The organism is Nocardia sp. NPDC057272 (assembly GCF_042668615.1).
Taxonomy (GTDB): Bacteria; Actinomycetota; Actinomycetes; order Mycobacteriales; family Mycobacteriaceae; genus Nocardia.
On the sequence record NZ_JBHUYK010000021.1, the window covers coordinates 1 to 24,507 of the forward strand.

The following is a 24,507-nucleotide window of genomic DNA, read 5'->3' on the forward strand; positions in this document are numbered from 1 at the left end:
GGTTAGCCACCGGGGCTTGCTCCTTCGTCGCGTACGCCCCGGCGGCTAACCGGCGACCCGGCCGCGACCGGCCACTTTGTGGCCGTCCCTCCCTAGGGGTCGGGAGTGCGGTGGGTGGGTTGGGGGGGTTGTTGAAGACGGGGGCGACTGGGTGCGGTGAGTAGCTATCGCAAGTGCACCGCGGTGGCAGAGCGTCGGAGTTTGCCGGAGGAGGTCTTCGGCAGGGCTCCCGGCCCGAGGACGGCGACCGTGCGGGGGCGCGAGCCTACTTCGGCGAAGACCTCGTGGACGATCTCGCGCTCGATCCGCTTCACCTCGTCGGCCTCCTGATAATCGTTGGATTCGACCACCACCGCGAAGCTCTCGCGTTTCTCCCCCGCGTCCAGGCGCACCGCGACCGCGTTGCCGGGGCGCACGCCCGGTACGCGCAGTGCGGCTCGTTCGATGTCGGTGGGGTAGATGTTGCGCCCGCCCATGATGATGACGTCCTTCATGCGCCCACACACCACCATCAGGCCGTCTTCGGTGAAGTAGCCGATGTCGCCGGTGTCGAGCCAGCCGTCGGCATCCTTGGCGGGGCGGAAGCCGTCGACGGTGACATAGCCCGAAGTGACAGCGGGGCCGCGCAATTCGATCACGCCGACCGAGCGGACCGGCAGCGGCTGACGTTCGGCGTCGACGACGCGACCCTCCAGATCGTCGACCAGGTGCCCCAGCGTGGGCAGCCTGCGCGGGGTGCCGTGGTGGCCGTCCTCGGCGATCGGTACCGCCTTGCCGACGACCTCGAGCAGGTCGGCATCGATCACGTCGAGCACCTGCCCGTTGCCGGGGTCGGGAATCGATACGGCCAGGGTGGTCTCGGCCATGCCGTACACCGGCGTGAGTGCCATCGGGCTGAGCCCGAACTGGTCGCCCGCCGCCGCGAGGGCGATCATGGTGTCGGGATCGACCGGTTCGGCGCCGTTCCACATGTAACGCACGCTGGACAGATCCAGGGAGCCGGGTTCGGCCTGACGCAGGCGCCGGGCCAGCAGGGAGTACGCGAAATTCGGCGCGGCGGTGACAGTTCCGCGATACTTGTCGATCAGCTCGGCCCACAGCAGTGGCCTGGCCAGGAAGTCCAGCGGTGTCACGCACACCACCTCGGCACCGAATTGCATCGGCACGCTGAGGAATCCGACCATGCCCATGTCGTGGAACAGCGGCAGCCAGCTGATCATCACGTCGTCGTCGAGCTGGAATTTGACCCGGGTGAACATCGCGTGCGCGTTGGTGTTGAAGTTGCCGTGGGTGATCCGGACGGCCTTGGGTGATCCGGTCGAACCGGAGGTCAACTGCTGCAACGCGATATCGCCCTCGGTGGTCGGTACCGGATCGGTGTCGACACCCCGGTGCAGCTCCTCGACCGGCACCACGATGATCCCGCGTTCCCGGAGCACCGGCTCGGCGGCCGCGAACGGCGCGCCGAGTACGACCGCCTTCGCGTCGATCATGTGCAGCACCGTTTCGGTGTCACGCACCCAGACCGCGAGGTCGGTGCGTGGCGTGGGTTGATGCAGCATGGTGATGGAAGCGCCACGCATCCAGATGGCCTGGCAGGCAGGCGCGATGTCGACCGGCAGGCCGGCCAGCACGCCGACGGCGTCGCCGTGCCCGATCCCGGCGGCCGCGAGACCACCCGCCATCCGCCGCGCCTGCCTGTGAATGTCCCCCCAGGTCTGCCGCAGTGGTGCCTCCGGCTCTCCGGTGACCAGCCCCTTGGAGCTGGTCAACGCTGTGCCAAACATTTCGTCGGTGAACCTGCTCAACGTCGGTCTCCCTTTACGCCAACGATCGGTTACGGCCGTGCTCTGCACTCCCAACAAGAAATCCCGCCCCGCCCCGCGCGTGTTAACCCGGGCTGACGCCCCAGCACCCCTGCTGTTGCGCCCTAGACAGCGAAGGTGGCTGCGTAGCGGTCTACGTATGGTCTACCCGATAACGTGGCAATTTCCCGCATCAGCAGGTCGGTTGCCGCTCTGACCTGGGCGTGATGAACAGCTGTGGGATAGCGCCGCGGGGGGTGGACGACGGTGATGCGTACCTTGGTGAAACGCAACAGTTTCCGACCGCGAGGATTCATGCGATCGGTACCGTCCAGGACCACGGGCACCACCGGTGCCCCGGTGGCCATGGCAACGCGCAGCGCCCCGGTGCGACCACGATAGACCCTGCCATCCCGTGACCGTGTGCCCTCGGGGTGAATTGCCCAGGCGCCGCCGCCGTCGAGGATCGCGGTGGCCGCCGCGAGCGCGTCGGCGGCCGCGTCGCCGCCGGTGCGGTCCACCGGTACCTGGCCCGCCGCGGTGAAGAACCAGCGTTTGCATCGCCCACGTAACCCCGTGCCTGCGAAGTACTCCTGCTTCGCCAGGAACGTGAGTGGCCGTGGGATCACCAGGGCCAGGTAGAGCGAGTCGATGAAGGCCAGGTGATTGGCCGCGATGATCACCGGACCGGTGCGTGGAATGTGCTCCAGCCCTTCGACGTGCGGGCGACCGAGCAGGCGCAGCGCCGGGCCGATGAGGACGTATTTGCACAGCAGGTACCACATGGGCAGTCCCTTCGTAGACATTGTCTACGCAGACTAGTAGACACTGTCTACGCATGCGACCGCGAACGTCCGCGAACGGGTGTGCAGAATTGCCGGTATGCCTGAATCGTTGCGCGAGCGCCTGGTTGACGTCGGTGTCGATCTGCTCGAAACCGACGGTTTCGGCGCACTCGGGCTGCGTGCGATCGCGCGGGCCGCCGGCGTCTCCCATGGCGCGCCGCGGCGGTGGTTTCCCACGCACGCGGCGCTGCTCGCGGCGATCGCGGCGCGCGGATTCGGGGAGCTGATCGAGCGGTTCTCGGTGCTCGCCACGATCGACGACCCGCGGGAACGGTTACGTCGAATGGCCGTTGACTACGTGGATTTCGCGGTGTCGCGGCCCGAGATGTTCACGCTGATGTTCCGCCACGATCTGCTGGCGGGCTCCGGCGAGAATCTGCGGGCGACGACGCGGCCGCTGTACGGACAGGTGGTGGAGCTGGTCGCGGCGGTGGCGCCGGAGTCGGCGCCGCAGCGCGCGCTGGCCCTGTGGACCAATGTGCACGGTTTGGCGACGATCGCCGTCAACCGGACGCTGGAGATCGTTGCCCCCGATCAGGACCCGCGGGTGCTCGTGGACCGGATCGTCCGCGAGCACCTCGCGGGGCTCAGCGAGTGAGGTCGGCCAGCGTCGCGACGAAGCGGTCCAGGTCGGCCGGGCCGACGAAATAGTGCGGGGAGGCCCGCAGCACGGCAGGCAGGGTGCGTTCGGACATGTCGAGCAGGGTGGAGCCCGCGTGGCTGACGGTGACGGTGATCGCGTGCTCGGCGAGCCGATCGCGCAGCTGTTCGGGATCGTGGCCGTCGGCGGTGAACGAGACGATGCCGCTGTGCTCGGTGCCCAGATCGCGCACGGTCACGCCGGGCAGCTCCGGCAGGGTCTTGCGCAGGTACTGGGCGCGGGTGGCCACGGCCGCGTAGACCTCGTCGGGGCCCTGCTGGAGCAGGTAGTCGACGGCGGCGCCGAGACCGAGGCGGGCGGCGACACCGCACTCCCAGAATTCGAACCGGGCAGCGTCGTCGGCCAGGCGGTATTCGCCGGGGCTCACCCACGCGGCACTGTGCAGGTCGAGGCGGGTCGGTTCCATCGTCTGCGCCAATTCGGAACGCACGTACAGGAACCCGGTGCCCCGGGGGCCGCGCAACCACTTGCGACCGGTCGTCGACATGGCGTCGACCCCGAGTTCGGTGACGTCGATGGGCAGCTGGCCGGTCGACTGGCAGGCGTCGAGCAGTACCAGCGCACCGGCTTCGTGGGCGATGCGGGTGGCTTCGGCGACCGGGTTCACGAGGCCGCCGTTGGTCGGGGCGTGTTGCAGCGAAACCAGCCGGACCCGTTCGTCGAGCATGTCGGCGAGCGCGTCGGTGTCGAGGCGGCCGGTGTCGTCGCTGGGAATGCGCTCGACCACCGCACCGGTGTGCTTCGCGCGCTGGAGCGCGGCGATCGCGTTGCTGGCGTAGTCGGCGCCGGAGATCAGGATCCGGTCGCCGGGGTGCAGCGGTACCGAGTAGGCGAAATCGGCCCATGACCGGGACGCACTGTCGCTGAGGGCGATGGTGTCGGGCGTGGCGCCGATGAGCGTCGCGATCGAGGTCTTCACCGCGGCGAGATCGTCCAGACGCTCATTAGCCGCCCGATAGCCACCGATCTCCGCTTCGCGGTGTAAGTGGGTGATCATCGTGTCGAGGACGATCTTCGGCGGCAGTGACGATCCGGCGCTGTCGAGGAAGACCTGACCGTCGGCAAGTCCTGCGGTGTCGGCTCTGATCGCGGCAAGGTCAAGCATGGTGACGACGATAGCGCCCCGAGCCGTTCGGATTTTCGTCACTTTCTCTGTCGGTGGACCTCGCTACTCTGGAATGAGCGAAACGCAGGTTCCCCGGCAGCACGCAGCACGTGGAGGTTGGTATGGCGGTCACCCTGGAACGTTCATCGTGGCCCGATTATGCTCCTGACCAGGGAGAAATGTCGTCCAGGGCGGCGGCGGAGGCCTATGTCGGCGGCGTCTGTTTCAAGCTCGGTCCCCCTGCGCTGATCGGCGCCGAACTGGAGTGGCTCACCGCCGGTCCCACCGGTTCGCGGCCCTCGCTCGACCAGCTGGCAGCGGCCCTCGGGCCGCACACACCGACCTCCCTCGCTCCCGCTTCCGCCGCGGTTGCTCTGCCCGGCGGGAGCCTGGTCACCGTCGAACCCGGTGGTCAGATAGAACTTTCCAGCGCACCGTTCGCTGATCCGGCCGCGCTGACGCAGCATCTGCGCGCTGATGCGGCCCGTTTGCGGGACCTGCTCGCCGACCAGGAGATCAGCGTCTTCGCCGCCGCCGCCGATGCGGGCCGTCCCGCCGAGCGTTTGCTTCGTTTGCCCCGCTACGCGGCGATGGAACGTCATTTCGACGGCGTCGGCCCCTTCGGCACCCTGATGATGTGCAATACCGCCGCCACGCAGGTCAGCGTGGACGCCGGCGCCGATCCCGCCGAGGTGCGGGCGCGCTGGACCGCCCTCTACGCCCTCGGCCCCACCCTCATCGCCGCCTTCGCCTGCTCACCGCGCCTGCACGGCGTGCCGCGCGGCGACTGGGCGTCTCAGCGCATGCGCACCTGGTTGCGCCTGGACCCCGCCCGTTCCAGACCCCCGGTGGCCGACTGGGCGGACCCGATCACCTCGTACGCCCACTGGGCTCTCGACGTGCCGCTGCTGTGTGTGCGGTGCGCCGATGCCGACGCCGACTGGTCCCCGCCTCCCGGTGCCACCTTCGCCGATTGGCTGTCCGGCGCCCTCGACGACGAAGTGGGCCGCCGCCCGACCCGCGCCGATCTGGACTACCACCTGACCACCCTCTTTCCCCCGGTTCGAGCATCCGGTCACCTCGAGGTCCGCTACCTCGACACCCAGCCCGGTGAAGCGTGGACCACCCCGATCCACCTGTTCGACGCGCTGCTGTCGACCCCCGCTGTCGTCGCCGAGGCGACAGCCCTCGCCGCACCCACCGCGGGGGAGTGGTTGACGTCCGCGCGCTGCGGCCTGCTCGACCCGCACTTGCGCCGCGCTGCCGTAGACGTGCTCGACCTGGCCGCCGCCCATGCGCGAACACCCTCCGCTGCCGCGGAATTGGCCGCCGCGGCCCGCCGATGTAATGCGGGCCGCAGTCCACTCGCCGAGGTCGACTCGGCATGCAACGGCGCGGGCGGGTCGTGATGGTCTCGCCGCCGGCCGCCCGTGGCCGGCATGCCGCTGTTCTTCTGTCCGAAGTCGTTGCCGACCTGTCTGTTTCGGAGCTCTCGTGACTCTTTCCGCCCCCGCCGACCACAGTGACCGCGACCGGACGCGGGCCCGCATCGCCGAGGTCCTGTCGCGTGCTCGCCGCCGCACCACCCTGCTCACCGAGAGCGTGGACGAAGCCGATCTCGTCGCGCAGCATTCGCCGCTGATGTCGCCGCTGGTCTGGGACCTGGCGCATATCGGGAACCAGGAAGAGCTGTGGCTGGTGCGCGATGTCGGCGGCCGCGATGCGGTGCGAGCCGATATCGACGAGCTCTACGACGCGTTCAAGCACGCCAGGTCGAACCGGCCCGCGTTGCCGCTGCTCAACCCCGAGCAGGCGCGTGGCTACGTCGGCTCGGTGCGCGAAAAGGTCCTCGACGTCCTCGATTCCAGTGATCTGTCCGGTAATCCACTGGTGGACAACGGTTTCGCATTCGGCATGATCGCTCAGCACGAACAGCAGCACGACGAGACCATGCTCGCCACCCATCAATTGCGAATCGGCGCGCCGGTCCTGTCAGCGCCGCCCGCCCCGGTCGCCCAGGTGTCGGCGGGTGGCGAAGTCATCCTTCCCGCAGGCGAATTCCTGATGGGGACCTCGGCCGATCCGTGGGCGCTGGACAACGAACGCCCCGCCCATCCGGTGCACGTCGACGGCTTCGCTATCGATGTCGCGCCGGTGACCAACGGGCAGTTCCTCGCCTTCCTCGACGACGGGGGCTACGACCGGTCCGAGCTGTGGTCGGAGCGTGGCTGGGCGCACCGCAGGGAGGCCGGCCTGGTCGCTCCGCAGTTCTGGGAGCGCGACGGTGACGGGTGGACGCGCACGGCATTCGGCGTCCGCACCCCGCTGCGGCTCGATCAGCCGGTGGTGCATGTGTGCTGGTTCGAGGCCGAGGCCTTCGCGCGGTGGGCGGGCAAGCGCTTGCCGACCGAGGCCGAATGGGAGAAGGCGGCCCGCTTCGACCCGGAAACCGGTGCGTCGCGGCGCTATCCGTGGGGCGAGGACCAACCGGACGCGCACCTGGCCAACCTCGGCCAGCGACACCTGGAACCAGCCGAGATCGGCGCCTATCCGGCCGGTGCGTCGGCCACCGGCGTGCACCAGCTCATCGGCGACGTCTGGGAATGGTGCTCCTCGGGTTTCGAGGCCTACCCCGGGTTCCGCGCGTTCCCCTACCGCGAATACTCGGAGGTCTTCTTCGGCGGCGACTACCGCATTCTGCGCGGCGGATCCTTCGGCACCGATGAGGTCGCCTGCCGCGCCACCTTCCGCAACTGGGATCACCCGATCCGGCGGCAGATCTTCGCCGGGTTCCGGCTCGCCCGAGATCTGCGCGAGGACGAACTCTGATGTGTAGGCACCTCGGTTACGTCGGCCCACCGGTGGGGGTCGGCGAGCTGATTCTGCGCGGCCCCCACTCGCTCTATACCCAGTCCTGGGCGCCGGTCGACATGCGCGCGGGCGGCACCATCAACGCCGACGGCTTCGGCGTGGCCTGGTGGCGCCGCGCCGATGTGGGAACGGAGGGCGCCCGCGACGCGGTAACCCGCTACCGCAACCACGCCCCGATCTGGACCGACCCCGCCGTCGCCGAGGTGCTCGGGCAGCTCGAATCCCGTTCGGTCGTCGCCGCCGTGCGCTCGGCTACCGTCGGCATGCCGGTGGAGCGTTCGGCCTGCGCGCCTTTCACCGACGAACACTGGGCCTTCAGCCACAACGGCGTCGTCCCGGACTGGCGAACCACGCTCGTCGCCGTCGTCGCCGACCTGCGTGAAGTCTGCACCACCGCAACGCTGTTCGATTCACCCGCGGTGCTGCTGCGGGCGGAGGCGCTCACCGATTCCGCCGCGCTGTGGGTGCTGCTGCGGGGCCTGCTCGGGGTGATCGACCCCGCCGGCCCCGTCACCTCCCCGGCCGACGCCCTCCAGCTGCTGGTCGCGACCGTTCTCCGGTATCAGCCGAGCGCTCGCCTGAACCTGTTGCTCGGCAACGGAATCCAGCTGTGGGCCACCACCTGCTGGCACGCGCTGTCGGTGCTCGTCACCGACGACTACGCCGTGCTCTCGTCCGAACCCTACGACGCGGACCCACGCTGGCAATCCGTCGTCGACCACCAACTGGTCACCGCCACACCCGGCCACTGCACCATCACCGCACTCGAACTCCCCGCTACCGAAAGGGTCCGTTCATGACCGCGCCGCTGCTGGACATCCACCTCACCGACGACGATCTCACCGCGGCCTTGCGCACCGACGCCCGCACCGGTCTGACCGCCGACCCGAAGTCGCTGCCGCCCAAGTGGTTCTACGACGCACGCGGTAGCGAGCTCTTCGAACGGATCACCGAACTGCCCGAGTACTACCCGACCCGCACCGAGCGAGCCCTGCTCGAGCGGGTCGTCGGTGAGATCGCCGCGGCCGCTCGCGCCGAGGTGCTGGTGGAGCTCGGCTCGGGCTCGGCCGCCAAGACCCGGCTGCTGCTGGATGCGCTCACCGCCGAAGGTTCGCTGAAAACCTATGTTCCGCAGGATGTCTCGGCCTCGGCGCTGCGGGGCGCGGCCGCCGAGATCGCGGCGGAGTACCCGAATCTGTCCGTGCACGGCGTGGTCAGCGACTTCACCGACACCCTGCACAACCTGCCCCGCGGTGGCCGCCGCATGATCGCCTTCCTCGGCGGCACCATCGGCAACCTGGTCCCCGCCGAGCGCGCCGAATTCCTGGCGGGCATCAACGAGGTCCTCGAACCCGGCGAGTTGCTCCTGCTCGGCGCGGGCCTGGTCGTCGACCCGGCGATCCTGGTCCCCGCCTACGACGACGCCGCGGGCGTCACCGCCGAATTCAACCGCAACGTCCTGCACGTCCTCAACAACCGTCTCGACGCCGACTTCGCCCCCGAGAAATTCGACCACGTCGCCCTCTGGGACGCCGAGAACGAGTGGATCGAAATGCGCCTGCGCGCCACCGAGGCGATGACAGCCACCGTCGCCGGCCTGAACCTCACCGTCGACTTCGCCGCGGGCGAAGAGATGCGCACCGAGATCTCCGCCAAATTCCGCCCCGATTCCCTCGCCGCCGAACTGCACCGAGCCGGCTTCACCCCCACGCACACCTGGACCGACCCCGACAACCGCTTCATCTTGTCCCTGTCCGAACGCCGCTGAGTCCCGGCTCCGGCCACGAAAAGCGCGCCGGCGGTCAGGTCAGGAGGGCGACAACCGAGCGGTCACGACAAGCGGGGTGCGTCGGCGGTGACGTCATCGAGCGGGACGTGTGGTCAGAGGTCGAGTTCGTCGGCGAGGTATTCGCCGCTGGTGAGGTTCTCGTCGCCCTCCAGGTCCTTTTCGACGCCTTCCTCGCCGTTGACGGCGTCGTCGTCGAAGAGGTCGCCGTCGACATCGTCGTCGCCGACCACGCGCATCGCGCCTACCTCGGCGGGGCGTTCGTCCTCTGCCATCGTCTCCTGGCGGGACCGGCGCTCGGTGTACTCCTCGGAGACTTCCTCGTTGATGCCGAGGAAGCCGTCGGCGTCGGCTTCGTGATTGCGGATCACGTAGTCGGCCGGTGGGTCTTCCACATAGCGTTCGTATTCGACGATGTCGTCGGCTTGATCGTCATCGCCCATGTCCATGTCCAACGGTTCACGGCTCATGGTTTCCAGTATCGGCCTCCGACGGCCGTCCGTCACGAACCACGCCCGGGCCGGGCGGTCGCCGGCTACGGGCGTCTGCCGCTGGTGTCCTCCGGGACGCCTTGGAGGACGGCGGCGAACCATTCGACGAGCGGCCGCAGGTCGTTCCAGGCGCGGCGGATCTCGGTGGCCGCGGCCGGGGTGGTGAGCCACTCCGGTGCGCCGAACTCGCGGTGCACGGTCAGTGATTTGTGGCGCAGCAGGTCGATGCGCGGATGGTCGATGGCGTAGCCCTTCGGTTTGGTCTTGAGCTTGTCGCCGCCGAGGGTGAAACCGGCCGCCGTCGTCGCGGCCAGGATCTTCTCCAGCTCCGCGCCGCGCACCTCGTCGTCGATCGTGGCCCGCAGGACAGCCAAGGCGGTGGGCGAGGGCCGGAAGCAGCCGCCCGCGATGAACAGTCCCGCCGCCCCGATCTGCACGTACCAGCCGACGCCGGGCGACACTCCCGCCACCGCACCCTGGTGGGTTTTGTAGGGCAGTTTGTCGGCCGAGAATCGGACGTCACGGTAGGGCCGAAAGATCTTGGCCTGTCCGAATTCCGCCGCCAGTTCGGCGGCGAGCGCGACCATCGGTGCGCGCACGGCCTCGTCGTAGATGTGTTTGTGCGCGTTCCAGAAGGCCTTCGAGTTGTCGGCCTCCAGGTCTTCGTAGAAGTCGAGTCCGGCGAGCGGGAATCCGGTGAAAGCGTCCATCGGTGCGGCGTTTCTCAGTTCTGTTCGGGGACGGGGGCGGCGTGGCGACCGGGCCGGCTACCGCCTACCAGTATCGCCCGCCGAGGCTCAAACACCGCCGATCAGTGCCACGAACACGAGCACCAGAACCGCGGCCAGCGCCGCGATGGCCCCATTGGCGATCGCCGCCCACTTGCCCATCGGCTCACCCTTGGCATGTCCGACCAGCCCGAGCACGACTCCCGTCGGCGCGGTCACGAGCACCGGCAGCCCGCACAGCATCACCCCACCGAGCACCGACGCCGCGACACAGCAGAAGCTGATGATCGACCACACCGGCGTGCTGTCCCGGTAGCCGTACCCCGGCGGAGGCGGCGACGGGAACTGCCCCGGGTATTGCGGCGCTCCGTAAGGAGCCCGACCAGGCGGCGGATAGCCCGGAGCGGGATATATCGGCGCGGCATTGCCGACAGCGGGATAGCCGGGCGCGGGAAACATCGGCCCCGGCGGTGGCGGCGGATACGGCGGCAACTCGACAGCCGGATTCGCGACCCCAGCCCAGGGCTGAGCGGCGGGCGGTGGGGGATACGGCACCGCATCACCCGGGGTTACCGGAGCGGCGATCCCACCCCATGGTTCCCCGCCCGCCGGATCAGCCACCTCCGGCGCGTCCTGCACCCGCGGCACAACCTGATCCTTACCGAGTTCGACCCGCCGCTCCGGCTCAGTCCCCATGCCGCCCCCTGTCACGTCCCGCACTACGACAGGACCACCATGCACCAAAGACCAGCCGGTGCGCCATTGTCCGAGGACAAACGCACCGACTGGTCTCGAGAGAACATGGGTAACTCACCGGGCACGAGCTAACCCTCAACCTCTGAAGGCTTGCCGCGTCCCCAACCCACCCCGCGCCTCAGTCTGGCCAAAAGTCACGGAGAGGCGGAACAGCTCAAGCGTTGCCGTTGAACAGGCCCGTGACCGAGCCGTTCTCGAAGACCTCGCGGATGGTGCGGGCCAGCAGCGGCGCGATCGACAGCACGGTCAGCGTCGGGAACTTCTTGTCCTCGCTGATCGGCAGCGTGTTGGTGATGACGACTTCCCTGGCGCCACAGTTGGCGAGGCGCTCGGCGGCCGGATCGCTGAGCACACCGTGGGTGGCCGCGATGATCACGTCGCCCGCGCCGGCTTCCTTGAGGACCTTCACCGCGCCGGCGATGGTGCCACCGGTGTCGATCATGTCGTCGATCAGCACGCAGGTGCGGCCTTCGACGTCACCGACGACGCGGTTGGACTTCACCTGGTTGGGCACCAGCGGGTCGCGGGTCTTGTGGATGAACGCCAGCGGCGTGCCACCGAGCGCGTCGGCCCACTTCTCGGCGACCTTCACGCGGCCCGCGTCGGGGGAGACGACCGCGAGGTTGTCCGACGGGTAATTGGTGCGGATGTAATCCGACAGCTGCACCAGCGCGTGCATGTGATCGACGGGGCCGTCGAAGAAGCCCTGGATCTGGTCGGTGTGCAGGTCGACGCTGATGATGCGGTCGGCACCGGCGGTCTTGAGCAGGTCGGCGACCAGGCGGGCCGAGATCGGCTCGCGGCCGCGGTGCTTCTTGTCCTGGCGCGCGTACGGGTAGAACGGCAGCACCGCGGTGATTCGCTTGGCCGAACCGCGCTTGAGCGCGTCGATCATGATGAGCTGTTCCATCAGCCACTGGTTGAGCGGCGCGGGGAAGCTCTGCAGCACGAAGGCATCGGAACCGCGGACCGACTCCTCGAACCGGACGAAGATCTCACCGTTGGCGAAGTCACGCGCGGTCTGCGGGGTGATGTCGACGTCGAGTTCCTTGGCGACCTGCTCGGCCAGCTCAGGATGTGACCGGCCGGCGAAGAGCATCAAGTTCTTCTGGTTGTCGATCGAGAACGCGGTCACTGCTGGTTGCCATCCTTTTGCTCGATTGTCTTCGAAGACGTCTCGTCTGCCGCGATGGCTTCCGCCGCCGCGCGCGCCGCAGCGGTTCCTGGACGGTAGCGCTGCACCCAGTTTTCAAAAGTGCGCTGTGGCCCACCCGACACAGCAAGTGCACCCGGTGGAACGCTTCTGCGCAGTACAGTACCCGCACCCGTATAGGCGCCGTCACCCACGGTGACCGGCGCGATGAACATGGTGTCGCTACCTGTTCGCACATGGGAACCAACCACGGTGTGGTGCTTGTTCACTCCGTCATAGTTCACAAAAACGCTGGAAGCGCCGATGTTGCTGTACTCGCCGATCGTCGCGTCGCCGACGTAGGTGAGGTGGGGCACCTTCGAATGCGCGCCGATCGAGGCGTTCTTGGTTTCGACGAACGCGCCGAGTTTGCCTTCCTCGCCCACGACGGTGCCGGGGCGGAGGTAGCTGAACGGGCCGATGGACGCGCCGTCGCCGATCTGAGCGTGCGTCCCGTGCGTTCGGATCACACTCGCGCCGACTCCGACGAGCACGTCGGTGAGCGTGGTGTCGGGCCCGATCTCGGCGTCCTCGCCGATCTCGGTGCTGCCGAAGAGCTGGGTGCCGGGCCGCAGCACGGCGTCGCGCCCGATCCGCACACTCGCGTCGATCCAGGTGGTCGCCGGGTCGATGATGGTGACGCCCGCGCGCATGTGCCGTTCGAGAATGTAGCGATTGAGGGTGGCGCCGGCCTGCGACAGCTGCACCCGGTCGTTCACGCCGGTGACCTTGTTGGAGTCGATCAGCCGCGCGCCGTGTACCGGATGACCGGCTTCGCGGGCCAGCCGCAGCACATCGGTGAGGTAGAGCTCGTGCTGGGCGTTGGCGGTGGACAGCCGCCCGATCATCGTGCGCAGCACGGACGCGTCGAACGCGTAGACGCCGGAGTTGACCTCTTTGATCTTGGCCTGTTCCGGGGTGGCGTCGGCGTGCTCCACGATCTCGGCGACCTGACCGTCGTCGTCGCGCACGATCCGGCCGTAACCGTTGGCGTCGTCGGGCACGAAGGTCAGCACCGTCACGGCGGGCCGTTCGGCGTAGCTGCGGTGCTCGTCGAGCAGCGCGGACAGAGTGTGCCCGTCGAGGAGCGGCACATCGGCCGAAGTGACGAGAAGGTCGCCGTCGAAGTCCGTGGGGATCGAACCCAGTGCGCACTGCACCGCGTGTCCGGTTCCGAGCTGCTGCTCCTGCACCGCGCACACGATCTCGCGGCCGAGTTCCTTACCCACGTCCGCGACGGCGGCTCCGACCTTCTCCCGGTCGTGCCCGACAACGGTGATCAGGTGGGTCGGATCGATCTCGACGGCGGCGTGCAGCGCGTGCGAGAGCATCGACCGGCCTGCTAACGGGTGCAGCACTTTCGGAGTCTTCGACCGCATTCGCGTCCCAGCACCTGCTGCGAGAACGACGACGGCGGTCTGCGGTGGCATGGATCTCCCTCGGCTGCCTGTCAGCGAGTGCTGTGGCGGGTTCGGTCGGTAGATGGTGCGGGCCGACGATACGTCACTGTGTGTCCGTGTGCTCCGCCGCCAGGACTCGAACCTGAACTATCTGAACCAAAATCAGAGGTGCTGCCATTACACTACGGCGGATCGCCACACCAGTGGGCTCTCGGAGCCCACCACTGTGCTACGGCACGCCAGTGATCCTCGCACACGATCCCGCCCTCGGGCGAATCTTGTGCACGCCTGTCGCGTCCGTGCTCGGACGCCGTTGTTAGCCTTCTGGAACGCACGTACTGATTTCTCGTGAGTCGAAACGCGGAGAGGCGGGGGCACGCATGTCGTCCAGTGAGCCGGGGCGGGCCGCCAGGCCCAGGATGACGGGTACGCAGCGCAGGCAGCAGCTGATCGAGATCGGCCGCGCGTTGTTCGCGGAGCGGGGGTACGACGCGACATCGATCGAGGAGATCGCGCAGCGGGCGCAGGTGTCGAAGCCGGTGGTCTACGAGCATTTCGGTGGCAAAGAGGGCCTGTACGCGGTGGTCGTCGATCGCGAGATGTCGATGCTGCTGGAGATGGTCACCTCCTCACTCACCCGCAATCGATCGCGGGTGCGATTAGAGCAGGTGGCGCTGGCCTTGCTCACCTACATCGAGGAGCGGACCGACGGTTTTCGGATCCTGGTCCGCGACCAGCCCGCCGCCAACTCCGACGGGCGCTACTCGAGCCTGCTCAACGAGGCCGTGAACCAGGTGGCCCATCTGCTCGCCGGTGATTTCGGCCGTCGCGATCTCGATACCAGCCTCGCTCCGCTCTACGCCCAGGCTCTGGTCGGCATGGTCTCGACCACCGCCACGTGGTGGCTCGACGAGCGCACTCCGCCCAAAGAGGTGGTCGCGGCGCACCTGGTCAACCTGTGTTGGAACGGTTTGAGTCATTTGGAAGCCGAACCGGGGCTCAGCTCCGAATGGAATACGGGGACTACGCCGACCAGCGGTGGGGTAACCGGACGTTAGCGCAAGCAGCGTGGACCGAATCCATGATTCGGCTGCCACTTTGCCGCCTGGTGGTACGGTTCACCCATCCTTTTGGGTGCTGCCGGGCGGTATGTCGAGCAAATTTCGGGATGTCGGTCTACTTCAGGATGGCTGGATTATTGGATGACAGGCGGATCTGATGGCTAGGCAAGCACGCGCGGAGATCACCCGCGACTCCGTCCTTGCTGGCGCTGCCGATGTCTTTCTCCGTTTGGGCTACGCCAACGCGAGCCTCAGCGAAATCATCGCGCAGTCCAATGTGACCAAGGGCGCCTTGTACTTTCACTTCGGCTCCAAGGAGGAGCTGGCCAGGGCGGTGGTCGATCAGGGCAACGAGCGCCTGACCGGATCCTGTCAGGGTTTCTTCGATTCCCGGGTGCCCGCGCTGGAGGCGGCCGTCGGGATCACCTATGTGGTGGCCGATCTGTCGATGAACGATCCGATGGTGGGCGCGATGCTCAAGCTCACCCATCAGATCGGTGACTATCGCGGCGCGCAGGGCGACAACATCGCCAAGACCTGGGGCGAGACCTACCGGTTGCTGTCGGAGCGGGCCATCGCCCAGGGCGACCTGATCGCCGACCTCGATCCCGAGGTGGTCGGTGTGCTGCTCCAAGAGCTCACCGCGGGTGTGCACATCGTCGCGGTCGGCACCGAGTCGATGGAGCAGATGGCGGCGCGGATGGAGCGGGCCTGGTACTTCCTGCTGCCCTCGCTGGTGCCGCCGGAGAAGCTGTCGTACTTCCGGGAGTTCGCGGCGCGCAGGCTGCGCCGCTACGTCGTCTAGTTCACACGCTGCGGTCGGTGGCGAGCACCGTCCGCACGTCGGCCTCGGGTCCGGTCGGGGTGATCCGGACTTCGTCGCGGCCGAAGGCGTGCAGGAGCAGCTCCGACGGCGTGCCGGTGAGCACCACTTCGGCGCCGTCGCCACGGTGCGCCGTGATCCGGGCTCCCTGCGGCGTCGCGAGGACGACCGGAACCGGTGACTTGCGGTAGGCCGCGCGGGCGACGGCGCGCAGTGCGGTCCACAGGCGGTCCTCGTCGCGTGCCGCCAATTGCCTTGGCTCCCAGCCCGGTTCTGACCTGCGCACGTCTTCGTGGTGGACGAACATCTCGCTGAGATTGGCCACCGCATCGACCGGGCGCAACGGCGACCACCACGGCGGGCCGGTGCGGACCAGCTCGAGCAGCTCGGCGAACGGCCGCTGCGCGATCTGCGCCTGCTTGGCTTCCAGGTAGCCGGCCATCGGCCGGAAGACGATGCCCACCGACGCGTCGGGCCTGCGTTCGCGGACCACCAGGTGGGCCGCGAGGTCGTGCACCGTCCAGGTGCCGCACAGGGTCGGCGCGGCAGGGCCGGCCTCGGTCATCGTTTCCACGAGGGCGTGGCGTTCACGTCGAGCCAGACTCACGCCTCGACCCTACGCGTGTCGCGGCATCCACGGTGCCGAGCCTGTCGGCGAACAGCAGGCCCCCGGCCGAGCCCCGTCTTCGACACGCTGCTCGACTGTCTGCCGGACCTCGGATTGTTTCGCCGGGGGTCAGCCGCGGGCCGACCCCCGGGAATCACTCATCTAGACTTCGAGACGGGCTGCCTCGCCTATCCCGTCTGCGTATTCAGGAGCGAACAATGTCCTCCCTTCGTCCTCCGCTCGCCGGTCTGGCCGAAGTGGTCGCGGGTGACGCCGCGCTGCGGATGGTCACCGACCTGGTCGGCAAATCCGGGGTGGAATTGGTCGCACCATCGGCTGTGCGGCCGTTCGTCGCCGCGACGATCGCCGATCAGCGTCCGCTGGTGGTGGTGACCGCGACCGGTCGCGAGGCCGACGATCTCACCGTGGAACTCACCGAGATGCTCGGCCCGTCGGTCGCCATGTTCCCGTCCTGGGAGACCCTGCCGCACGAACGGCTCTCGCCCGGCCCCGACACGGTCGGGCGCAGGCTCGAGGTACTACGCAGGCTGGCCCATCCCGAAGACCCCGTCTACCCCGAACCGCTGCGGGTCGTGGTCACCACGGTGCGTTCGCTGATGCAGCCGATGACGGCCGGGCTCGGCGATATCGAGCCGGTGGTGCTGCGTGTCGGCGGTGAACACGATTTCGACGAATTGCTCGCTCGCCTGGTGGAATTCGCGTACACCCGCGTCGACATGGTCGGCAAGCGCGGCGAGTTCGCGGTGCGTGGCGGCATCCTCGATCTGTTCGCGCCGACGGCGGATCATCCGGTGCGCGTGGAGTTCTGGGGCGACGAGGTCACCGAGATCCGTCCGTTCTCGGTCGCCGATCAGCGTTCGCTCACCGAGAGCACCGTCGAGACGGTGGTCGCGCCGCCGTGTCGCGAGTTGCTGCTCACCACGCCGGTGCGCGAGCGCGCCACCGCGGTCGCCGCCGACAACGAGGCCGACGCCTCGCTGGTCGAGATGCTGAACAAGATCGCCGAGGGCATCCCCGTCGACGGCATGGAGGCCCTGCTGCCGGTCCTCGCGCCGGGCAAGCTCAGCCTGCTCACCGAGGCGCTGCCCGGAGGCACCCAGTTGCTGCTGTGCGATCCGGAGAAGATCCGCACTCGCGCAGCCGATCTCGTGCGCACCGGCGAGGAGTTCCTCGAAGCCTCATGGACCGCTGCCTCGTTCGGCAGCGACGCGCCGCTGGGCGCCAACGGCCTCGACCTGGCTGCCTCCGGCTACCGCAGCCTGCCCGAATTGCACACCAGCGCAGACGAACTCGGCCTGCCGTGGTGGACGCTGAGCCCGCTCAGCTCCGGCGACCCGATCGAGGTGAACCTGCCGGTGGCCGCCGGGCCCACCGCCCGCGGGTCCGAGGAACTGGTCGCCACCATCTTCGCGTCGCTGCGCGCGCACGTCGCTACCGGCGGCCGCGCGGTCGTCGTGGTCACCGGTCACGGTACGGCGCAGCGTGTGCTGGAACGGCTCGGCGAGGCCGAAGTGCCCGCCGCGTTGCTGCCCGCCGGAGGGGTGCCGGAGCCGGGAGTGGTCGGGGTGCTGTGTGGTTCGCTGCACGACGGGCTGATCTTCGACGATGCCGGGCTGGTGGTCGTCGCCGAATCCGATCTCACCGGCAACCGGGTCACCGCGCCCACCGAGGGCAAGCGGCTGCCCGCCAAGCGCCGCAACCAGGTCGACCCGCTCGCCCTCACCTCGGGCGACATGGTGGTGCACGACCAGCACGGCATCGGCCGGTTCGTCGAGATGATCGAGCGCACCATCGGCGGCGCGCGCCGCGAGTACCTGGTGATCGAATACGCGCCGAGCAAGCGCGGCCAGCCCGGCGACCGCCTGTTCGTGCCGATGGAATCGCTGGACCAGCTCTCCCGCTACGTCGGTGGCGAACTGCCGAGCCTGTCCAAGCTCGGCGGCTCCGACTGGGCGAACACGAAACGCAAGGCGCGCAAGGCCGTTCGCGAGATCGCGGGCGAGCTCGTGCAGCTCTACGCCGCGCGCCAGGCCGCGCCGGGCCACGCCTTCGCCCCGGACACCCCGTGGCAGCAGGAGATGGAGGACGCGTTCGCGTTCACCGAGACCGTCGACCAGATGACCGCCATCACCGACGTGAAGTCGGACATGGAGAAGGCGGTGCCGATGGACCGCGTGGTCTGCGGCGACGTGGGCTACGGCAAGACCGAGATCGCCGTGCGCGCCGCGTTCAAGGCGGTGCAGGACGGCAAGCAGGTCGCCGTGCTGGTGCCCACCACGCTGCTCGCCCAGCAGCATCTGCAGACCTTCACCGAACGCGTCGCGGGCTTCCCGGTGACGGTGAAGGGGCTCTCGCGGTTCACCGATGCCTCGGACTCCAAGGAGATCCTGGCCGGGCTGGCCGACGGCTCGGTCGACATCGTGGTCGGCACCCACCGGCTGTTGCAGACCGGCGTGCGCTGGAAGGACCTCGGCCTGGTGGTGGTCGACGAGGAACAGCGCTTCGGTGTGGAGCACAAGGAACACATCAAGGCGCTGCGCACCCACGTCGACGTGCTCACCATGTCGGCCACTCCGATCCCGCGCACCCTGGAGATGAGCCTGGCAGGCATCCGCGAGATGTCGACCATCCTCACCCCGCCCGAGGAACGTCATCCGGTGCTCACCTATGTGGGCGCCTACAACGACAAGCAGGTCACCGCCGCCATCCGCCGCGAGCTGATGCGCGACGGTCAGGTGTTCTACGTGCACAACCGGGTGTCCTCGATCGACAAGGCCGCCAAGAAGATTCGCGATCTGGTGCCCGAGGCGCGCGTCGTCGTCGCGCACGGCCAGATGAACGAGGACCAGCTCGAGAAGACCGTGCAGGGGTTCTGGGAACGCGAGTACGACGTGCTCGTGTGCACCACGATCATCGAGACCGGCCTCGACATCTCCAACGCGAACACGCTGATCGTGGAACGTGCCGATTCCCTCGGACTTTCGCAGTTGCACCAGTTGCGTGGTCGTGTCGGTCGTTCCCGTGAGCGCGGCTACGCGTACTTCCTGTATCCGCCGGAGAAGCCGCTCACCGAGACCGCCTACGACCGACTGGCCACCATCGCGCAGAACTCCGATCTCGGCGCGGGTATGGCTGTGGCGATGAAGGACCTCGAGATCCGTGGTGCGGGCAACGTGCTCGGCGCCGAACAGTCCGGTCACGTCGCCGGTGTCGGCTTCGACCTGTATGTGCGACTGGTCGGCGAGGCCGTGGAGGCCTACCGCGCGGCCGCCGACGGCAAGCCGATCGTCACCGAGGAGAACAAGGAGGTGCGCATCGATCTGCCCGTCGACGCGCACATCCCGCCCGACTACATCGCCAGCGACCGGCTGCGGCTCGAGGGCTATCGCAAACTCGCCTCCGCCCAGGACGATTCGGCCCTGGCCGCGGTCGTCGAGGAGCTCGTCGACCGCTACGGCCCGCTGCCGGTGGAGGTCGGGCGACTGGTGGCGGTGGCCAAGCTGCGTCTGCTCGCGCGTGAGTACGACGTGTCCGAGATCGTGGTCACCGGCTCGTCGCTCAAGATCGCCCCGCTGAATCTTCCTGATTCCAAACAACTTCGGCTCAAGCGGATCTACCCCGCGGCCAACTATCGCCCGGCGAGCGGGCTGATCACCTTGCCGCTGCCCCGGATCACCGACAGTGTCGGCGCCGACCGGGTGCGCGACGTGGCAGTGCTGCAATTCGTCGCCGATCTTCTGCTGGTGCTGGACGGTAAACCCCAGGGGATGGTGGATCTTTCGGTGCCGACGGCAGCCGCGGCGGCGCGATGAGCCAGGAGATGTCCCAGGAACAGGCCGACACCGCGGTCGTCGCCGCGGGACTGTCCGACGCCGTCGAGGTGATGGATCGCCTCTGGCATTTCGGCGGCTGGGAGCGCACCCAAACTCACGAGTCGCTGCGCCCCTATCTCCTCGAGGAGACCTACGAACTCCTCGACGCCATCCAGGCGGGCGACGCCGAAACCATCAAGGAAGAACTCGGCGACCTGCTGTTGCAGGTGCTGTTCCACTCCCGAATCGCCGAACACGCGGGCGAGTTCACCGTCGACGACGTGGCAGCGACCCTGGTCGGCAAACTCGTCCATCGCAGTCCCTACCTCACCGATGCCGATTTCTCCTCGGGTACCTCGGTGGCCGCCAAGATCGCGGCGCAGGAAAAGGCGTGGGAGGAGCGCAAATCCGCGGAGAAGGCCCGCCGCTCCTGCCTCGACGGCATCGCCATGGCCCAGCCCGCCCTCGCTCTCGCCGAGAAGATCCGCACCCGCAGCGCCAACGCGGGTCTGCCAGCCGATCTCGTCCCGGACACTCTGCGCGTGGTGGAACTGGGCGGTCCTGATTCGGCCGAGGAACGGCTCCGCACAGCGGCCGTCGACTTCGCTACCGCCATCCGCGCCGCCGAGGACGCCGCCGAAGCCGAACGAGGCGCTCGGTCGCCGCTCAGCGCGGATGACTGGCACACCTTCTGGCCGCGCTGAGCAACCCTCGCCGACCGTGTCGGCTACCGCTGAGCTAACGACGCTGCGCGGGCGCCTGCGCACGGCGTCGGCGGCTGAGACGTTGCTGAGATCTTGTGGACAATCGTGCGCGCGCCAGCGGGCAAGGGCCACACAGCTTTAGACTCGAAGCAGCTCGCCGTCCGCGGCGGGGCAGGGGTCCGGCGATCGTCGAGGTGAGGTTGATGGGTACAGAGGTAGATCCGGCAGGACAGGATGTGATGACCGACCACCCTGAGCTGGACGTGTTGCCGGTATGGCCGCAGGAAACCATCGCGGTGCTGGTGACCACCGACGCGGGGCCGCACGCGATCCCGGTGTCGTGGCCGGTGCGCGCGGGTGACCGGCGGATTCTCCTCAGTTTGAAGTCCGATCGCGGGTCGCTGGCGCGATTGCGGGCACAGCCGGAGGTGGCGTTGCTGATTCTGGGCGGCGGCAATGTGGCGCTGTGCGCGCGCGGCCGGGCGACGGTCATCGCCGAGCAGATGCCGTCGGCGCAGGATTACACCGCGGTGCAGCTGGACGTCGACGTGATCGACGACCATCGACAGTCCGCGTTCGCCGTCGACCGTGGCATCCAGCGCACCGTCCTCGACGACACCGAATTGCGGGCGCTCGAGGGTCGGGTCGAGACCCTGCGATCCTGGGCCGACAACGGGCCCGCAGCGTAAGTTCCTCTACGGCACACCATCTGGACAGAAGGGTTTTCATGAGCGTCACACTCGCCAAGGGCGGCAATGTCTCGCTGTCGAAGCAGACCGACAACCTCACCAAGGTGGCGGTCGGTCTCGGCTGGGACGTGCGTACCACCACCGGTGCCGACCACGACTTGGACGCCAGCGCGTTGGCGACCGGCACGAACCTGAAGGTGCTCTCGGATCAGCACTTCGTCTTCTACAACAACCTGCGTTCGCCGGAAGGCACCATCGAGCACACCGGTGACAACCTGACCGGTGAGGGCGACGGCGACGACGAGATCATCAACGTCGATCTGGCCGCCACCCCGCCGACGATCACCAACATCTTCTTCCCGGTGTCGATCCACGACGCCCAGGCCCGTGGCCAGTCGTTCGGCCAGATCCGCAACGCCTACATCCGCGTCACCGACGCGAACACCGGCGTGGAACTGGCGCGCTACGACCTGTCCGAGGACGCGTCCACGGAGACCGCGATGGTGTTCGGCGAGCTCTACCGCCACAACAACGAGTGGAAGTTCCGCGCTGTCGGCCAGGGTTACGCCTCGGGCCTGGCGGGCATCGCCCGCGACTACGGCGTGAATCTCTGACGAACCACGACAGCGAAGGCGGGCGACTGTGTGTCGCCCGCCTTTGCTGTGCTCGCTGTCATCGTGATTGGGTGACCGGCACCCGTCGTGGCGGGACCACGCCGGCCTGATCGAGCAGCGCGAAGTACTTGCGCAGCATCAGTACGGCTGTGGTGGCCAGGCCGGCCGTCAAGCCCCACCAGACCCCGGCCGCGCCCAGATGCAGCGGGAACGCGAGCAGGAGCGCCGAGGGCAGCCCCACACCCCAGTAACCGACCAGCGACAGCCGGAAGCCCGCGGAGGTCTCCTTCAGCCCGCGCAGGAGCCCGGTGCCGATGTTCTGGGCGGCGTCGAAGAATTGCAGCACGATGCCGACGAGCAGCAGGGTGTGCGCGATGGCGACAGTATCGGTGTCGGTGGTATCGAGGAACGGCGCGAGCACGATGTCCGGGGCGAGCACGTAGACAGCGCCGGTGACGATCGCGATCACCGCGGCCATCCGCAGCGCCAGCCAGGCCAGCGCCCGCGCGTGGCCGAACTCATCGCGCGCGACCGCATCGCTCACCAGGATCGACGCTCCGTGCGACAGCCCGATCGCCATCTGGAACACGATGTAGATGATCTGGTAGACCACGTTGTGCGCGGCCAGCGCGGCGGGCCCGAAACTGCCCATCACCAGCGCGAGCACCGAGAACATGCCCGCTTCCGAACCGTAGGTGAGCGCGATCGGCGTGCCGAGGCGCAGTTCCTCGCGCACGGTCGCCCAGCGCACCGGCCACGGCGTCGAGGGCAGTGTGCGGCCGAGTTGCTCGTCGCGGCGCACCATCGCCCAGAACACCCCGAAGGTGATCAGGAACACCAGCGAGGTCGCGATGCCGACACCGGTCAGGCCCATCGCCGGAATACCGGCCCAGCCGTGGATGAAGGCCAGCGCCAGCACCAGATTCAAGGCCACCGAACCGAGCGTGACCAGCAGCAACGCCTGAGGTCGCTGCATGCCGACGGTGTACTGGCGCAGCACCTGGAACCACAGGCACGGCAGTAACCCTGGCGCGAGGGCGATCATCATCGGCCGTGCCGCGTCGAGCACGCCGGCATCCTGGCCGAGCCACGGCAGTACCCACCCGAGCCCGATCAGCAGCGCGCCGCCGAGCAGCCCGGCGATCGTCGCGATGACGAACGCCGCCCGGACCACCGCGCGCACTTCGTCGTCGGCCGAACCGCCGCGCTTCCCGGCCGCGCCGAGCGCGCCCGCGATCTGATTGCCGGTGCCGGTGATCAGCCCGACGCACATCGTGCGGATCTGGTTGAACAGCACCAGCGCCAGCCCGCCCGCGGCGACCTCGCGCACACCGAGCGTGCCCATCAGCGCGAGATTGGTCGTCGAGACCGCGATCTGCGCCAGTTGGGTGAGCGCGATCGGCGTCGCCAGCCTGGCCAGCGCGCTGCTATCGGTCGCCGTGCCGTTCACCCGCCCGCTCCGCGGTTCGTCTCGCGCGCGATCGCGCTCACCTGACCTCCATCAATTCGTCCTGGCGCCGCAGCGGTGAGTAGCGGCGCAGCAGCGTGGTCACTTCCGCTTCGGCGGCGGGATCGAGCAGGTCGCGGGCGCTCATCCAGTCGTCGTCGAACACGGTGTCGAGATATTTCTCGCCACCATCACACACGATGGTCACCACGGTGGACCCGGCCGGGAACTCCTCGAGCCGCGCCAAGGCATTGTGCACCGAACCGCCCGCCGAACCACCGATCAACAGACCGTGTGTCCTGGCGACCGCGCGGGTGGTGGCGAAGGCGTCGACGTCGCTCACCTTCACGCCCTCGTCGAGCAGGGCGTAGTCGACGGCGGTGCCGATGGTCGCGCCGGGTGGGGTGCCGGTGCCCGACTGCCAGTACGGTCCGCCCTCGCCGCCGAAGGCGATGGACCCGACCGGCTCGATCCCGATCACCCGGGCGGGCAGGCCGAGGTCGCGCAGCCGGGTGGCGGTGCCGAACAGGGAGCCGCCGGTGCCGACCGCGGAGAGCAGGATGTCGACCCGCTCGACCTCGGCCAGCAATTCCTCGGCGACGGCGTAGTAGCCGACGGCGTTGGCGTCGTTGTTGTGCTGTTCGGTGAAGTACGCGTCGTCACGGGCGGCCGCCATGGCCTCGGCGAGGTCTTCCCGTGCCGAGGTGGCCAGTTCGTCGTCACCGTCGTCGGCGACGAACACCAGGTCGGTGCCCATGGCTCGCATCGCGCGCAACTTGTCCTTACAGGCGTGGTTGTCGACCACGGCGGTGAATCGATAGCCACGTTCGGCCGCGACCACCGCCAAGCCGAGTCCGGTGTTGCCGGACGTCGACTCGATGATATGCCCGCCATCGCGCAGCAAACCTCGCCGCTCCGCGTCGAGCACCATCGAACGGGCCATTCTGATCTTGGCGGCGCCGGTCGGATTGAACTGCTCGAGCTTGAGCAGCAGCCGCGTGCCGGTGTCGGTGACGGCGAGTTCGAACAGGGGGGTGCGGCCGATCAGGTCCGTCACGCGCGTGACGAGAGCCATGGGGTGTTCCTCCA

The 24,507-nt window shown here is 68.3% G+C and carries 22 protein-coding genes and 1 tRNA gene; 11 read left to right on the top strand and 12 right to left on the bottom strand.

Going from position 1 to position 24,507, the window contains the following annotated elements; genetic code table 11:
• Positions 1-164: 164 nt before the first annotated feature.
• Together ACFULV_RS24720 and ACFULV_RS24725 are read right to left on the bottom strand one after the other, a co-directional pair.
• Positions 165-1,808 carry a fatty acyl-AMP ligase gene (locus ACFULV_RS24720; RefSeq protein WP_378636039.1) on the bottom strand — a complete coding sequence of 548 codons (1,644 nt, stop codon included), beginning with the start codon at positions 1,806-1,808 and terminating at the stop codon, positions 165-167.
• A 122-nt stretch (positions 1,809-1,930) separates the two neighbouring features.
• Positions 1,931-2,590: a lysophospholipid acyltransferase family protein gene (locus ACFULV_RS24725; protein ID WP_378660792.1), complete on the bottom strand. Its 660-nt coding sequence runs from the start codon at positions 2,588-2,590 to the stop codon at positions 1,931-1,933.
• Positions 2,591-2,687: 97 nt separating this feature from the next.
• On the opposite strand from ACFULV_RS24725, the gene ACFULV_RS24730 reads away from it, so the two are divergent.
• Positions 2,688-3,248 carry a TetR/AcrR family transcriptional regulator gene (locus tag ACFULV_RS24730; protein WP_378636044.1) on the top strand — a complete coding sequence of 187 codons (561 nt, stop codon included), beginning with the start codon at positions 2,688-2,690 and terminating at the stop codon, positions 3,246-3,248.
• Here ACFULV_RS24730 and ACFULV_RS24735 read toward each other — a convergent pair.
• Positions 3,238-4,416, bottom strand: a complete 1,179-nt coding sequence (locus tag ACFULV_RS24735; protein WP_378660590.1) for an aminotransferase class V-fold PLP-dependent enzyme — start codon at positions 4,414-4,416, stop codon at positions 3,238-3,240. The genes ACFULV_RS24730 and ACFULV_RS24735 overlap by 11 nt on opposite strands.
• 122 nt (positions 4,417-4,538) lie before the next feature.
• Here ACFULV_RS24735 and egtA point away from each other — a divergent pair, with 122 nt between their 5' ends.
• From egtA to egtD, 4 genes are all read left to right on the top strand, one after another.
• Positions 4,539-5,825, top strand: a complete 1,287-nt coding sequence (gene egtA, locus ACFULV_RS24740; RefSeq protein WP_378660592.1) for an ergothioneine biosynthesis glutamate--cysteine ligase EgtA — start codon at positions 4,539-4,541, stop codon at positions 5,823-5,825.
• Positions 5,826-5,910: 85 nt separating this feature from the next.
• Entirely contained in the window at positions 5,911-7,245 is a 1,335-nt protein-coding gene (gene egtB / locus ACFULV_RS24745) for an ergothioneine biosynthesis protein EgtB (protein WP_378660595.1), read from the top strand.
• Positions 7,245-8,087, top strand: coding sequence for an ergothioneine biosynthesis protein EgtC (gene egtC / locus ACFULV_RS24750; protein WP_378660597.1), 843 nt, complete (start codon positions 7,245-7,247; stop codon positions 8,085-8,087). The genes egtB and egtC overlap by 1 nt, the downstream gene beginning before the upstream one ends.
• Positions 8,084-9,055 (top strand): L-histidine N(alpha)-methyltransferase, encoded by a 972-nt coding sequence (egtD, locus tag ACFULV_RS24755; protein WP_378660600.1) that lies wholly within the window; start codon positions 8,084-8,086, stop codon positions 9,053-9,055. Before egtC ends, egtD begins: the two co-directional genes overlap by 4 nt.
• Before the next feature lie 113 nt (positions 9,056-9,168).
• Here egtD and ACFULV_RS24760 read toward each other — a convergent pair whose 3' ends face one another.
• From ACFULV_RS24760 to ACFULV_RS24785, 6 genes are all read right to left on the bottom strand, one after another.
• Positions 9,169-9,543, bottom strand: a complete 375-nt coding sequence (locus ACFULV_RS24760; RefSeq protein ID WP_378660603.1) for a hypothetical protein — start codon at positions 9,541-9,543, stop codon at positions 9,169-9,171.
• A gap of 65 nt (positions 9,544-9,608) precedes the next feature.
• Complete coding sequence (locus ACFULV_RS24765; RefSeq protein ID WP_378636060.1) at positions 9,609-10,274, bottom strand: DUF2461 domain-containing protein; 666 nt, start codon at positions 10,272-10,274, stop codon at positions 9,609-9,611.
• Between the two features lie 87 nt (positions 10,275-10,361).
• A complete protein-coding gene (locus ACFULV_RS24770; RefSeq protein ID WP_378636063.1) occupies positions 10,362-10,988 on the bottom strand; it encodes a hypothetical protein in 627 nt (208 codons plus the stop codon).
• A gap of 214 nt (positions 10,989-11,202) precedes the next feature.
• Entirely contained in the window at positions 11,203-12,183 is a 981-nt protein-coding gene (locus tag ACFULV_RS24775; RefSeq protein ID WP_056813833.1) for a ribose-phosphate diphosphokinase, read from the bottom strand.
• The gene (gene glmU, locus ACFULV_RS24780; protein WP_378636066.1) at positions 12,180-13,670 is read right to left on the bottom strand and encodes a bifunctional UDP-N-acetylglucosamine diphosphorylase/glucosamine-1-phosphate N-acetyltransferase GlmU; all 1,491 of its coding nucleotides are present in this window, start codon (positions 13,668-13,670) and stop codon (positions 12,180-12,182) included. The genes ACFULV_RS24775 and glmU overlap by 4 nt, the downstream gene beginning before the upstream one ends.
• Positions 13,671-13,761: 91 nt before the next feature.
• Positions 13,762-13,832, bottom strand: a tRNA-Gln gene (locus ACFULV_RS24785).
• Between the two features lie 188 nt (positions 13,833-14,020).
• On the opposite strand from ACFULV_RS24785, the gene ACFULV_RS24790 reads away from it, so the two are divergent.
• Together ACFULV_RS24790 and ACFULV_RS24795 are read left to right on the top strand one after the other, a co-directional pair.
• Positions 14,021-14,698: a TetR/AcrR family transcriptional regulator gene (locus tag ACFULV_RS24790; protein WP_378660606.1), complete on the top strand. Its 678-nt coding sequence runs from the start codon at positions 14,021-14,023 to the stop codon at positions 14,696-14,698.
• A 160-nt stretch (positions 14,699-14,858) separates the two neighbouring features.
• Positions 14,859-15,506 carry a TetR/AcrR family transcriptional regulator gene (locus tag ACFULV_RS24795; RefSeq protein WP_358071707.1) on the top strand — a complete coding sequence of 216 codons (648 nt, stop codon included), beginning with the start codon at positions 14,859-14,861 and terminating at the stop codon, positions 15,504-15,506.
• 1 nt (position 15,507) lies between these two features.
• Here ACFULV_RS24795 and ACFULV_RS24800 read toward each other — a convergent pair whose 3' ends face one another.
• A complete protein-coding gene (locus ACFULV_RS24800) occupies positions 15,508-16,131 on the bottom strand; it encodes a TIGR03085 family metal-binding protein (protein WP_378660609.1) in 624 nt (207 codons plus the stop codon).
• A 218-nt stretch (positions 16,132-16,349) separates the two neighbouring features.
• Here ACFULV_RS24800 and mfd point away from each other — a divergent pair, with 218 nt between their 5' ends.
• The 4 genes from mfd to ACFULV_RS24820 all read left to right on the top strand — a co-directional run bounded on the left by mfd (position 16,350) and on the right by ACFULV_RS24820 (position 21,971).
• Entirely contained in the window at positions 16,350-19,964 is a 3,615-nt protein-coding gene (gene mfd / locus ACFULV_RS24805) for a transcription-repair coupling factor (protein WP_378660611.1), read from the top strand.
• 8 nt (positions 19,965-19,972) lie between these two features.
• On the top strand, positions 19,973-20,668 hold the full coding sequence (locus tag ACFULV_RS24810; RefSeq protein WP_378660613.1) for a MazG family protein: 696 nt from the start codon (positions 19,973-19,975) through the stop codon (positions 20,666-20,668).
• A 203-nt stretch (positions 20,669-20,871) separates the two neighbouring features.
• Positions 20,872-21,357, top strand: a complete 486-nt coding sequence (locus tag ACFULV_RS24815; protein ID WP_378636080.1) for a hypothetical protein — start codon at positions 20,872-20,874, stop codon at positions 21,355-21,357.
• 38 nt (positions 21,358-21,395) lie between these two features.
• Entirely contained in the window at positions 21,396-21,971 is a 576-nt protein-coding gene (locus ACFULV_RS24820; RefSeq protein WP_378636082.1) for a TerD family protein, read from the top strand.
• A 58-nt stretch (positions 21,972-22,029) separates the two neighbouring features.
• Here the strand turns inward: ACFULV_RS24820 and ACFULV_RS24825 are convergent, their stop codons facing one another.
• The gene (locus ACFULV_RS24825; protein ID WP_378660616.1) at positions 22,030-23,421 is read right to left on the bottom strand and encodes an MATE family efflux transporter; all 1,392 of its coding nucleotides are present in this window, start codon (positions 23,419-23,421) and stop codon (positions 22,030-22,032) included.
• Positions 23,422-23,458: 37 nt separating this feature from the next.
• Positions 23,459-24,493 carry a PLP-dependent cysteine synthase family protein gene (locus ACFULV_RS24830; protein WP_378636088.1) on the bottom strand — a complete coding sequence of 345 codons (1,035 nt, stop codon included), beginning with the start codon at positions 24,491-24,493 and terminating at the stop codon, positions 23,459-23,461.
• Between the last annotated feature and the right edge of the window lie 14 nt (positions 24,494-24,507).